This window comes from Winogradskyella marina (assembly GCF_015645385.1).
GTDB lineage: Bacteria > Bacteroidota > Bacteroidia > Flavobacteriales > Flavobacteriaceae > Winogradskyella > Winogradskyella marina.
Genome location: NZ_JADOET010000001.1, coordinates 103,073 through 116,049, shown reverse-complemented (window position 1 = coordinate 116,049; position 12,977 = coordinate 103,073). Strand labels below are relative to the sequence as shown.

Here is a 12,977-nt window from a genome sequence, read left to right as displayed (position 1 = left end):
TTAGGTTTGTATTGTTATTGTGTCCCTCCACAAAATCTTATCAATTATGAAGACACTTAAAATAACATTAGTATTCTGCTTAATTTCATTATTCTCATTTGCAGAAGTTTCACAAGATCAAAAAGCAGCACTTGTAGATTTATACAAGGCAACTAACGGTGATTCTTGGAGTCATTCTTGGAACTTGGAAGAATCTGTTTCAACATGGCATGGCATAACTATTGAAGAGCAAAATATTGTTGGAATCAACTTAAGTTTCAATGGTTTAAAAGGGGAACTTCCAGAGTCTATTTCAAAATTAAAACATTTAAAAATACTTAACTTATCATTCAATAAATTAAGTGGTGAATTACCCAGTTCTTTGGTACGCTTGAAAAAGTTAGAAGAGTTAAAATTATTCTCAAATATATTTAGTGGAACTATTCCTTCAGATATCGGAAAATTATCAAATTTAAAATCATTAGAATTGTTTAATAATGATTTTTCTGGGGAAATTCCGTTGTCTATAGGAAGCTTAACACGTTTAGAAAGCCTAATATTAAGTAGTAATAAATTGAGAGGTACGCTTCCTTCAAGTTTATCGCGATTAAAATCTTTAAAAGTATTAAGCGTTTTTGATAACCAATTATTAGGAAAGATTCCTTCATCTATTGGAGGGCTTGTAGAACTAGAAGAATTAGTATTATCTAATAATGCTTTTTATGGCGAACTTCCAACTGAGTTAGCACAGTTAACAAATCTAAAAACATTACTGTTGAGTGAAAATCAATTTAAAGGTAATTTTGCAGCGTTAAAAGATAAGCTTCCAAATATTGTTGATTTCGATTTAGACGATGTTAATAGTAAAGGAGCGTTAGCTACATTAGATACAGAGGATGACGACGATTAATTTTTGCCATATTATAAATTTATGATCATAGCGCTCAAATAAAAATTGAGCGTTATTTTTTGGTTTAGATTTTGGTATTCGAAAAAAAGTATTATCTTTGCAGTCCTAAAATGATATAGTCGGCATTATGAACCGAAAGTTAAGAGCTAAGTTTATCATTTTTTGAATTACATCGCGGGATAGAGCAGTAGGTAGCTCGTCGGGCTCATAACCCGAAGGTCACTGGTTCGAGTCCAGTTCCCGCTACTAGAAAAATCAAGCCTTCACAGAAATGTGGAGGCTTTTTTGTGTCTTAGACTCAACCATAGAGTAGGTTAATCAGAAGCATTAACAATCAAATGTTTTGAACTAAGTAAGGTTAGTTGTTATCCATAATTTTATCTCAAGAAAGTTAGAAGCAATTAGTTGCTGTTATAGGCTTTCTAAAAACAAAATGTTTAACCAAAAAAATAAAATTATGAAAATTAGAAATTTAATAGTAACGATAGCATTTATGTTCGTAACTGTATTCGCTTTTTCTCAAAATAAAGATGATATGCGTGTTATGAAAGATGCAGATAAGGCAATTTCAACTTTAAAAAGTTCAGATAAAGGATTAAATAAATTTTTTAGTAACGCTTCTGGCTATGTTGTCTTTCCTAATGTTGGTGAAGCCGCATTAATTGTTGGAGGTGCTTCGGGTAATGGTGTGGTATATGACAATGGTGTAGCCATAGGAATGTCTGATGTAAAAAAAATAGATGTTGGGCTGCAAGCCGGAGGTGAGGCTTATACACAAGTCATCTTTTTTGAAACAGATGATGCACTTAATGAGTTTAAACAAGGTAACTTTGAGTTTTCGGCTGAAGCAAAGGTTGTCATTGTAGAAGAAGGAGCTAGCAAAGCTGCTAATTACGATGATGGTGTTGTCGTTTTTATTCATCCTAAAGCAGGTGCAATGGCAGATGTTTCTATAGGTGGTCAGAAATTTAGCTACTCAGAATTTTAAATTAAACCAAAAAATTTAATATTAAAAAAAGCCGATTTTTATAGTCGGCTTTTTTGTATTTTTAATTCTTGTAATATCTCAAAACATTTTAGGGAGGAGATATGATATTGATGTGATGCTATTTTAATTAGAATAGACATTAATTATGTAATACATACCACGATGAAATTATTTTTAAAGTTTGATTACACTACGGTTTGTAATAGAGTTATTGAAGAACAGCTCAAAATGTTTAATTTTAAGTATCAGCAGACCGCTTTTGGAGAAATAGAACTGTTAGAAAAAGTAACGAGCAAGCAACTTCAAGAATTTAATAGTAGTATTGAAAATTACGGTATTTCTCTTATTGAAGATTCTAAAAAAATAATGGTTCAAAAAATTAAAGATGTTATAAGAGATATGGTCCTTAATAAAGAAAATGATGTCATTGTGAAAACGTCAGTATTTCTTTCCGAAAAATTGAATCACAACTATAGTTATTTATCCAATCTGTTTTCTGAAGTGACTTATACGTCTATAGAAAATTACGTGATTTTGCAAAAAATAGAATATACAAAAACATTACTGGTGAAGCAAGATTTATCGCTTACCGAAATAGCCTATAAACTCAATTACTCTAGTGTGGCGCATTTAAGTAAGCAGTTTAAAAATACAACAGGAATAACACCATCTGCTTTTCAGCGTATAGTAGCAAAGCGAAAAGAAAGCCATTTACAATAATTTATTAGGTTTTATAATTATGATAAAAGAATATATGAAAATAGCCTTAGCGGACGATGATGAAGATGACAGATTCTTTTTCACAGAAGCCTTCGATGAGTTAAAGGTAAAAAGTAAAGTCTCTACTTTTAAAGATGGCATTGAACTAATGCATTATTTAGAACAAGCCGAAAATGAACTTCCAGATTTGTTGTTTTTAGATTTAAATATGCCTAAAAAATCAGGGATTTCTTGCTTACAAGACATCAAAGCTAATAGTAGATTAAAAGATTTAGTTATTGCTATTTATTCCACATCTTCTTCTGAAGAAGACGTAGAACACACCTTTGTTCTTGGAGCTAATATTTATATAAAGAAACCTAATGATTTTGAAAAATTAAAGAAAGTACTTTCTGAAGTGGTCACTACAAATTGGCAATACATAACAAGTGGCTTAAATAAAGATAATTTTTTATTACGCTTATAAATGATAAGAATAACTCCTAGTAAACTTTTAAAAATTGTATTTGGTGTAGGCCTTTTTGTGATATTATGCATTGGTGGTTTTACATATAAACATATTCAAGAACTTTCAGAGTCTACTGAGGAGGTTAACGATACCCAAACTTTACGAACTGAGTTAGAACATATGGTATATAACCTTAAAGAAGCCGAAGTAGGTCATAGAGGTTTTTTGCTAACTCACGATTCTTTATTTCTAAAACCTTATCACGAAAGTCGATTAAAAATAGATCAAAACCTTAAAAGGTTAGATACGTTAATTGTTAAGGATAAAGCTCAGCGAGAAAATCTAAACCAACTAGAACAAGATATAGTTAAACGATTTATAATATTTAATAAATCTTTAAACATTGCCACAGACGATGAAATATTGACAAAAGACATCTTATTGTTGCTGCATGAAGGAAAAATAAAAATGTCGCGTATACGTAACGATATATCTGTAATGTTAGAATTAGAAAACAAATTACTACATGAACAACAGAAAAAAAATGAAGAAGCAATTGGTATTACACCTTTGTTTTTATACAGCATATTAATTCTTACCTTATTGCTTTTATTGTTGGCTTATGCTAAAATTAACAAAGATCTTATGGTTCTAAAAAAAACGAATAAGGATCTTAAAATATTTAAAACATTAACAGAACAGGCCGAAATAGTTAGTAAAAGCGGTACATGGATGTGGAAAATAAAAGACAATACATATCACTTTTCAGATAATTTGTATAAACTATTAGGTACAGAGCCGCAATCTTTTGAACCAAACTTAGAAAGTATTTTTAAATATGTACACGAAGATGATGCTGAAGATTTGAGGCAAGAAATAAGCAATATGATAAAAAACGAAGACTTACCTTTTGTAACCTTTCGTATTGTGCAACCAAACGGGGCAACTAAACATCTTAAAGCACATGCAAAGCTTATTGATATTGGGTTTGAAGAAAAACAATTATTAGGAGTTGCTGTAGATGTCACGGATGAGTTTGATAGTTTTAATCTTATTCAAGAACGCAACCAAGAATTAGAACGTAATAATAAAGAACTGTCTGATTTTAATTATGTAGCCAGTCATGATTTACAGGAGCCACTAAGAAAAATACAAACTTTTATTTCACGATTAGAAACTAATGATGGTGAACAAATTTCAGAAAAAGGACAATTTTACATATCTAAAATAAAGTCATCTTCAGCTAGAATGCGAATGTTAATCGAAGATTTACTACAGTATTCACGCACTAATAATGCCGACAAAGATTATGTGAATACCAACATAAATATGCTATTAGAACACGCTAAACACGAACTCTCTGATAGTATAGAAAGTAAAGGTGCTATTATTACTAATGATAACCTGCCAAATCTTGAAGTTGTTGCATTTCAGATACAACAATTGTTTATCAACCTAATTAGTAATTCTCTCAAATATTCCAAAGAAGGTATAGCACCTGTAATAAATATCTCGCATCAAGAAGTGCGGACTAATACGGTTAAAGACATAGAGAAATCACTCTTCAAATATCACCATAAGATCTCATTTAAAGACAATGGTATTGGTTTCGAACAAGTTTATGCTAAGAATATATTTGAGCTTTTTAATAGGTTACATGGAAAAACTGAATATTCTGGAACAGGAATAGGCTTGGCCATTTGTAAAAAAATAGTCGAAAACCATAATGGTGTAATCGTTGCAGAAGCAGAACCAAACATCGGTACTACAATTACCATTTATTTGCCATTTTTAAAATAGTATAATATATTTTTAAAATTGTATAATAGAAACCACCTTCTATTACTGACATTTGTTCTAAGTAATTTAACAGTATTATATTCAGCTACTTCTCTTATTAAGTCCTCTGTTTTGTTAAAGCCTTAATTAAAATGTATACACGTTATGAAAACTTTTCTTAGCATTATATTGGTGTTATTAATAATTCTTTGGGCACTTGGTTATTTTGTTTTTATGTTTACATCGGCAATTCACTTTCTATTGCTAATTGCTGCCGTTGTCTTATGGCTATTAAATAAGAAATTTAACGACAATTAGAGCTCATAACTTCTCAATGCTTTAGTGATTACTGATTTTAATTACCGCTCTTAAATTGTAAACACTTTATTTTCAGGTCTCTTATAAGACATTAATCAATCAAATAATCGATTTATTATGTTTTGTTTAACAATAAAACTGAATGTTGTAACAAAACCTCAGAATTGTATAACACATAACCTGCCTTTGTGTCTTTACTTTGTAGTATCAAAAACTAAAACTAAAATTCTTAATGAAAATTACAAAATCACACATCAAAAAGCAATTCGCTAAAGTGGGAAGAATATTCCCGAAACCAATTCTTGGCGGAGCTGTACTAGCGGATTCTAAAAATAGTAAGAAATAAAGAATTTAATGCAACCGCAACAAACTACAAACTAATCAATGTCTAACCAAAAATCAGTACTCATGAAAACCATAGAAATTAAAGCAAATAATTTACAGTCAATGTTTACCACGCTAAAAAGAAAGATAGGCGGTACATTTACTTTACAACGAAATGAAGGTGAGCTACACATTGATAGCACGTTTGGAAAAGGTATCATTAGAGGTATAGAATTAGAGCGCAATACGACCTTTGTTGAGTTTGATCTAAAGTTTAATGAAGATGTTGAATTTATTTTCGCAAGTCCACAACAATCAGTGGTTAATTTTCTGTATTGTGCAGAAGGTAAATTGGCTCATGCATTTAATAGTGACAAAACGAAAAAAACAGTAGAAACTTTTCAAACAGGAATTGCTGCAAATATGGTATCAGAAAAAAATCATATTTATTTTTATAAAGATGTATTTGTGAATTCTACATTAATTTCGGTGAATACTTCAAAATTAAGTACATCAAAACATCGTATTAATAAAATGGTATCTGAAATTTTTAATACAGATACTTCCAATGACTATAGTTTTGTTGGCTCTTATAATTTAAAAATTGCAGATAGTATTAAGCAGTTACAAGCAATAAAGCAACAGGGAGTTGTGAGAACATTGTTAATTCAAGGTTTAGTTAATCTTATACTAGCTTTAGAAATAGAGCAACATTCTTTAGATATGAAACGTGCAGAGCAGCCTAAAGGTTCGCTAACTGCTTACGAGTTAAAACAAGTAAAAGAATTGTCAGATTATATTAATAATTTCCCAGAAACTAATCTGAATGTCATTGAGTTGGCCGCAAAAATAGCTTTAAGTCCGGCAAAAGTACAAGAAGGCTTTAAGCTTATGCATGGCAAAACTTTAAATAGTTATATACGTTTTGTAAGAGTGAAAAAATCTGAAGAACTTATTAAAACGACAGATTTAAATATTTCAGAAATAGTGTACTCATTAGGATTCTCTAGTAGAAGTTATTTCTCTAAAATTTTTAAAGAGCAATACAATTGTTCACCAATAAATTACAAACAAAACATTAAGTTAGCTGCAACAGCATAATTATATATCCAAAAGTGGTTGTGAAAAATTATAATTTAAGATTTTTCACAACCACTTTTATTAAGAACGCATTTAAGTATTTAAATGAGTTCTTTTTTTATTTATAGGAATAAATATCGTCAAATTTATATTTTTGAATTATGAACGATAACTTTACAAATGAATTTTTCGGTATAGGAATCCAAAATGGTAAAACACCTGAAAATCTAGGTGTCCTTTGGAGATCTGCTCAAAACCTTGGAGCGAGTTTTATTTTTACTATTGGTAATCGCTATGCTAAACAAGCATGTGATACACACAATGCCGTAAAGTCAATGCCTTATTTTCATTACGATACTTTTGAAGATTTCTTTACTAATATCCCAAAAGGAGCAAGACTGGTTGGTGTAGAGTTAACCGAAGATGCTGAGGCTTTAGAAACGTTTAAGCATCCAAGACGATGCGTGTACTTGCTTGGAGCAGAAGATCATGGCTTGTCTAAACAAGCCATTGAGAAAAGTCATTTTTTAGTTAAGTTTAATTCCCAATTAAGCCTTAATGTGTCCGTTGCAGGTAGTATTGTAATGTACGATAGAGGTATCGCTAAACCAAGAGTTTAATAGTAATCACTAGATACAAAACACAAAAAAACCTTGAACGTTCAATTCAAGGTTTTTTTAATTTATTTTTAGTTTAAAATCTATCCATTCATAGAAATTAAGAACTCTTCATTATTTCGGGTTTGTTTAAAGCGATCATTAATAAATTCCATCGCTTCAACCGGATTCATATCTGCAAGATACTTACGCATTACCCACATTCTCTGAATAGTATTCTCGTCTAATAATATATCATCACGTCTTGTGCTCGATGATGTTAAATCAATAGCTGGGAAAATACGACGGTTAGAAATCTTACGATCTAACTGAAGCTCCATGTTACCAGTTCCTTTGAATTCTTCAAATATAACTTCATCCATTTTAGAACCAGTCTCTGTTAATGCTGTTGCAATAATGGTTAATGAACCACCATTTTCGATATTACGAGCAGCACCAAAAAAGCGTTTTGGTTTGTGTAGAGCATTGGCATCAACACCACCAGAAAGAATCTTTCCAGAGGCTGGTTGAACCGTATTATAGGCTCTTGCTAAACGTGTAATAGAATCTAATAAAATCACTACATCATGGCCACATTCTACCAATCGTTTCGCTTTTTCTAAAACGATATTAGCAATTCTAACATGCTCATGCGCTTCTTTGTCAAATGTAGACGCAATGACTTCGCCACGAACGTTACGTTGCATATCCGTAACTTCTTCAGGACGTTCATCAATTAATAAAATCATTTGATAAACTTCAGGATGGTTCGCTGCAATAGCATTTGCAACATCCTTAAGAAGCATTGTTTTACCTGTTTTTGGTTGCGATACAATCATACCACGTTGTCCTTTACCTATTGGTGAGAACAAATCCATAATACGTGTAGAAATCGTCGCTTGTTTTTCTGCTAAATTAAATTTCTCTTGTGGAAATAATGGAGTTAAATGCTCAAAAGCAACTCTATCTCTAACAACGTTAGGGTTTTGGCCGTTAATTTTACTGACCCTAATTAATGGGAAGTATTTTTCACCTTCTTTTGGTGGTCTTACATGCCCAAGAACCGTATCACCTGTTTTTAATCCAAATAATCTAATTTGAGATTGCGATACATAAATATCATCTGGAGATGACAAATAGTTATAATCCGAAGATCGTAAAAAACCATAGCCATCTTGCATGATATCTAAAACACCCTCACTTTCAATAATCGCATCGAATTCAAAGTCTGGCTCACGATAGCGATTTCTGCTATCCTTGTTGCCATTGTTTTTAGAATTGTTGTTGTGTGAGTTATTATCTTTAGAACGTGATGGCCTGTTGTCCTTATTCTGAGAACGTCTTTTGTCGTCCTTTCGAGGATTTGGCTTCTTTTGATCTTGAGATTTATTATTGGATTTATCAGTATTCGTTTTATCCTCTTTAGGTTTGTTTTCTTGTGGCTTACGCTCTTGAGGTTTGCGAGGTTTAGGCTTGTCTTTAGCTTGTGGTTTAGCTTTTGTGCCTTCCTCTTTATCTGTAAACTCTAAGGATTTTTGGTCCTTTTGGTCCTTAGTGTCTTTTGGCTTTTGTGGAACTCGAGCACGCTTTTTGGTCGGTTTATTCTCCGGTTGTTTTGGTGCTGAAGTAGTTTCGGTATCGACTTTGGCCTTTACTGCACTAGGATTTGCAGCTTGGTAATCTAAAATTTGATAAACCAAGTCTAATTTTTTTTGTGTACGGTATTTTGGTACCTTTAGTTGTTTTGCTATTTCCTGTAATTCTGGAAGTTTTTTAGCTTTTAACTGTGAAATTTCAAACATTCGTATGTTGTATATGTATTATAATTTTGATATTATTAATTCAATATTTTCTAAATGAAATAAAAAGAAAAAAAGTGAGATTAATTTGGAAGATTAGAACGATGCAACTCAGTATGTTACTTCTTTCTATTGCAATAATACAATTTTATTTTAAATTAATTTCTATCTTTTTAAAAAATAAACTACTAATTTTGCATTCGTTTTAGAGTTAAAGATATGATTCAACGCATTCAGACCTTATATTTGTTTTTAGCAGCTGTGATTTCAGCTGGCTTAATATTCGTGTTTCATTTGTGGACAAACAATGACGATGTAAAAATTTACGCACTAGATAATTATTTGTATTTAGGTTTATTTTTAGGATCGGCTTTATTATCTTTGGCTTCGATTTTTAGATTTAAAGACAGAAAATCCCAGTTTATTTTGGGACGACTCAATATAGTATTAAACTTTATTTTACTAGGAATCTTTGTATATCAATCGCTAAACTTATCTGGAGAAATTAACGTTTCTGAGAAAGGTATTGGGATTCTTCTTCCTATTTTTTCTATTGTGTGTTTAGTCTTGGCTAACAAGGCTATTAAAAAGGATGAAGAACTTGTAAAATCTGTAGATCGATTACGATAGACCTAAAATCTTAGTAGTATTAGTGTGAAAAACCCAAACGCTGCCGTTTGGGTTTTTTTTATTTTTATTTATCGCTTTTCAAACTCTATAACTTCTAAATCTTTTATTTGTTTTCCATCAATCTTAAACCGTAACATGGTTCTTACGTTATGAAAGCCATGTTTGCCTACTGCGCCAGGATTCATGTGTAGTAAATTTAGCTTTTTATCTGGCATTACTTTTAATATATGAGAATGGCCAGTAATAAAAATATCTGGCGGATTGTTAAGTAATGCGTCTCGCACCTTGTTATTATATTTAGGAGGATAACCACCAATATGTGTAATCCAAACACTGACGTCTTCACACATAAATCTGTTATGAAGCGGAAATTCTACACGTACTTTGGTATCGTCAATATTGCCATACACTGCTCTTAAGGGTTTAAGTTTTTTTATACGATCAGTAACGTTTAAATCACCAATATCACCTGCATGCCACACTTCATCTGCTTGTTTAACATGTTTTAAAATGGCATCGTCTATGTAACTATGTGTGTCTGATAAAAGGAGTATTTTTTTCAAGAAAATGTTTGATTTAATTCGAAATTACGTTTCAAGTAAGTATTACTATTGCTTTTTCGATTCTAAATAATACGTTAATGAGATTCCTGCGTTCACAGGAATAGAGTAACTTTGCACTTTAACAAAAGTAAGATTTCTATTGCGATTTTTCATTGAACTTTCATATAATGGTAAAGCCTATCATGGTTGGCAAAATCAACCTAACGCTATTTCGGTACAAGAAGTATTAGAAAAAGCATTGTCTACCATTTTGAAAACCGATATCTCAGTTATGGGTGCAGGTAGGACAGATTCAGGTGTGCATGCCTCACAAATGTTTGCGCATTTTGATTATGAAGGTGATTTTAAGTCCATAGATATCGTTTTTAAACTCAATTCGTTTTTACCAAAAGATATTGCGGTTAGTGCTGTATTTGAAGTTAAACCAGAAGTACATGCTAGGTTTTACGCAACGAGTAGAACGTATCACTATAAAATTTCTACGTCTAAAAATGTATTTAACTACGATTTTGCATATCAAATACAATTGCCTTTAGATATAGATGCGATGAATGAAGCTTGTAAGATCTTATTTCAGTATAAAGATTTTCAATGCTTTTCTAAGACAAATACAGACGTAAAAACGTATAATTGTGAAATAAAAGAAGCGCATTGGACAAAAATTAATGACCAACTTGTCTTTACAATCACAGCCGACCGATTTCTAAGAAATATGGTTAGAGCGATTGTTGGCACTATGGTGAATATTGGTTTAGGAAAAATGAAAGCTGAAGAATTACACGCAGTTATTGCTTCAAAGAGTAGGAGTGAAGCTGGATTTTCAGTACCAGCACACGGCTTGTATTTAGTGAAAATTGTGTACCCTGAAAGTATAAAAAATTATTAAAGTGATTTCCGTTTTTACGGAAAGTAGATACCGAAAATAGTTCGGCATAAGATGGCAGAAAAAGGTAAAAAAATATTTGATGTTTCGTTGTTTAAACGATTATTGCAGTACATAAAACCGTATCGAACGGTTTTTTTAGTGTCATTAATATGCGTAATTGGCTTGGCACTTTTTGGTGCTTTTAGACCGTATGTATTAAAGGAGGCTATAGATGTTAAAATAGCTAATAAGGAGTACAATGGGTTTGTGGTTTATATGCTCATAATGTTAGCCTTATTGGTGTTAGAAGTCGTTTCGCAATTGCTCTTTATTTATTATGCGAGTTGGTTAGGACAATCTGTGGTTAGAGATATCAGAGTTAAATTATTTAAGCACATGCTTAAATTTAAAATGACCTATTTTGATAAATCATCTGTAGGTGTTTTAATCACAAGAGCCGTTACAGATATGGAGCGTATTGCCGATATATTTGGACAAGGACTCTTTATGATTTTTAGTGATGTGTTAAAAATGTTGGTCGTTGCTGGTTTTATGTCTTTTATAAACTTAAAGTTAAGTCTTATTGTTTTTACGACCATGCCAATAGTTTTGTTTGCTACTAAAATTTTTCAGAAGTATATGAAAATTGCTTTTGAAGATGTACGTACCGAAGTTTCAAACTTAAATTCCTTTGTGCAAGAACGTGTCACAGGCATGAAAATTCTACAATTATTTACACGAGAAGATGTAGAGTATAAAAAGTTTAAAGCCATTAATGAACGTCATAAAAAAGGATGGTTAAAAACGGTTTGGTATAATTCTATTTTCTTTCCTATTGCTGAATTTTTAGCCTCTTTAACCATGGCCATGGTAATTTTGGTTGGTGGCTTTGATGCCATTTCAGGAAGTGGAGGAACCACCTTAGGAGAGTTAATTTCTTTCACCATGTTTATTCCTATGTTATTTAGACCTTTAAATCAAGTAGCGAATAAGTTTAATACCCTTCAAATGGGAATGGTTGCTGCAGATCGTGTTTTTAAAGTGCTAGATACAAGCTCTAATATTGATGATTCTGGTACTATTGAAGCCAATCACTTTAAAGGCACAATAGCATTTGAAGCTGTTCGATTCGCTTATATTAAAGATGAAGAAGTATTAAAAGGAATTTCGTTTAATGTTGAAGCAGGTGAGACGGTTGCCATAGTTGGTGCAACTGGAGCTGGAAAATCGACCATCATTAATTTATTAAATCGTTTTTACGATATTAATTCAGGAACCATTAAAATTGATGATACTGATATTAAGGATATGACGATTAGTTCGCTTAGAAGTCAGATTGCGGTTGTATTACAAGATGTATTTTTGTTTGCAGATACTATTCTTAATAATATTACCCTAAATAGCGAGGATATTACCGAAGACGATGTGGTAAATGCGGCAAAGGCTATTGGAATTCATGATTTTATTTCAAGTCTTCCAAATGGCTATCAATACAATGTGAAAGAACGTGGTGTCATGTTATCTTCTGGTCAGCGTCAATTAATTTCGTTTTTAAGAGCATATGTAACCAATCCTAGTATTTTAATTTTAGATGAAGCGACCTCTTCTGTAGATTCACATTCCGAACAATTAATACAAGATGCCACCGATAAAATAACAAAAGGCAGAACTTCAATTGTAATTGCACACCGATTGGCAACGATACAACAGGCCGATAAAATTATTGTCATGGATGCTGGTGAAATTGTTGAAATTGGGACACACAAAACCCTTTTAGAAAAAGAATCGGGATATTACAAAAAACTATATGAAGTCCAGTTTCTGAAAGCTGAGGCGGTTTAATCTATTGGTTACTTAGCGTGTTCTATCGAAGCTTTTTAGAACTTCAATAATGTTTTTGCATAAAGGCAGAATCTTTATATAGTAATGCCACAACAACGTTAACAGTAGTCATCTAGTTCTTCAAGTTGCGTATGGC

At 31.8% G+C, this 12,977-nt stretch carries 13 protein-coding genes and 1 tRNA gene; 12 read left to right on the top strand and 2 right to left on the bottom strand.

From position 1 onward, the window contains the following. Positions 1-46 precede the first annotated feature (46 nt). The 9 genes from ITJ86_RS00565 (at position 47) to ITJ86_RS00530 (ending at position 7,166) form a co-directional block, all read left to right on the top strand. Positions 47-889, top strand: a complete 843-nt coding sequence (locus ITJ86_RS00565) for a leucine-rich repeat domain-containing protein (protein ID WP_195869654.1) — start codon at positions 47-49, stop codon at positions 887-889. Between the two features lie 173 nt (positions 890-1,062). Further along, positions 1,063-1,135: transfer RNA gene (locus ITJ86_RS00560), tRNA-Met, on the top strand. Between the two features lie 211 nt (positions 1,136-1,346). Continuing rightward, complete coding sequence (locus tag ITJ86_RS00555; protein ID WP_195869653.1) at positions 1,347-1,877, top strand: lipid-binding SYLF domain-containing protein; 531 nt, start codon at positions 1,347-1,349, stop codon at positions 1,875-1,877. A 162-nt stretch (positions 1,878-2,039) separates the two neighbouring features. Then, a complete protein-coding gene (locus ITJ86_RS00550) occupies positions 2,040-2,597 on the top strand; it encodes a helix-turn-helix domain-containing protein (RefSeq protein ID WP_195869652.1) in 558 nt (185 codons plus the stop codon). Between the two features lie 19 nt (positions 2,598-2,616). Beyond that, on the top strand, positions 2,617-3,063 hold the full coding sequence (locus ITJ86_RS00545; RefSeq protein ID WP_195869651.1) for a response regulator: 447 nt from the start codon (positions 2,617-2,619) through the stop codon (positions 3,061-3,063). Continuing rightward, positions 3,064-4,845, top strand: a complete 1,782-nt coding sequence (locus tag ITJ86_RS00540; RefSeq protein WP_195869650.1) for a sensor histidine kinase — start codon at positions 3,064-3,066, stop codon at positions 4,843-4,845. A gap of 144 nt (positions 4,846-4,989) precedes the next feature. Continuing rightward, a complete protein-coding gene (locus ITJ86_RS17295) occupies positions 4,990-5,142 on the top strand; it encodes a DUF5670 family protein (RefSeq protein ID WP_230080177.1) in 153 nt (50 codons plus the stop codon). Between the two features lie 408 nt (positions 5,143-5,550). After that, on the top strand, positions 5,551-6,567 hold the full coding sequence (locus ITJ86_RS00535; protein ID WP_195869649.1) for a helix-turn-helix domain-containing protein: 1,017 nt from the start codon (positions 5,551-5,553) through the stop codon (positions 6,565-6,567). 140 nt (positions 6,568-6,707) lie between these two features. Beyond that, entirely contained in the window at positions 6,708-7,166 is a 459-nt protein-coding gene (locus ITJ86_RS00530; RefSeq protein ID WP_195869648.1) for an RNA methyltransferase, read from the top strand. A gap of 80 nt (positions 7,167-7,246) precedes the next feature. On the opposite strand, the gene rho is transcribed toward ITJ86_RS00530, so the two are convergent. Continuing rightward, entirely contained in the window at positions 7,247-8,944 is a 1,698-nt protein-coding gene (gene rho / locus ITJ86_RS00525; RefSeq protein WP_195869647.1) for a transcription termination factor Rho, read from the bottom strand. A gap of 216 nt (positions 8,945-9,160) precedes the next feature. Here rho and ITJ86_RS00520 point away from each other — a divergent pair, with 216 nt between their 5' ends. Next, positions 9,161-9,571 carry a DUF4293 domain-containing protein gene (locus ITJ86_RS00520; protein WP_195869646.1) on the top strand — a complete coding sequence of 137 codons (411 nt, stop codon included), beginning with the start codon at positions 9,161-9,163 and terminating at the stop codon, positions 9,569-9,571. A 68-nt stretch (positions 9,572-9,639) separates the two neighbouring features. Here ITJ86_RS00520 and ITJ86_RS00515 read toward each other — a convergent pair whose 3' ends face one another. Next, positions 9,640-10,134, bottom strand: a complete 495-nt coding sequence (locus ITJ86_RS00515) for a metallophosphoesterase family protein (protein WP_195869645.1) — start codon at positions 10,132-10,134, stop codon at positions 9,640-9,642. Between the two features lie 139 nt (positions 10,135-10,273). On the opposite strand from ITJ86_RS00515, the gene truA reads away from it, so the two are divergent. After that, positions 10,274-11,020: a tRNA pseudouridine(38-40) synthase TruA gene (gene truA, locus ITJ86_RS00510; protein WP_195869644.1), complete on the top strand. Its 747-nt coding sequence runs from the start codon at positions 10,274-10,276 to the stop codon at positions 11,018-11,020. A gap of 51 nt (positions 11,021-11,071) precedes the next feature. Continuing rightward, positions 11,072-12,841, top strand: coding sequence for an ABC transporter ATP-binding protein (locus ITJ86_RS00505; RefSeq protein ID WP_195869643.1), 1,770 nt, complete (start codon positions 11,072-11,074; stop codon positions 12,839-12,841). Positions 12,842-12,977: the final 136 nt, after the last annotated feature.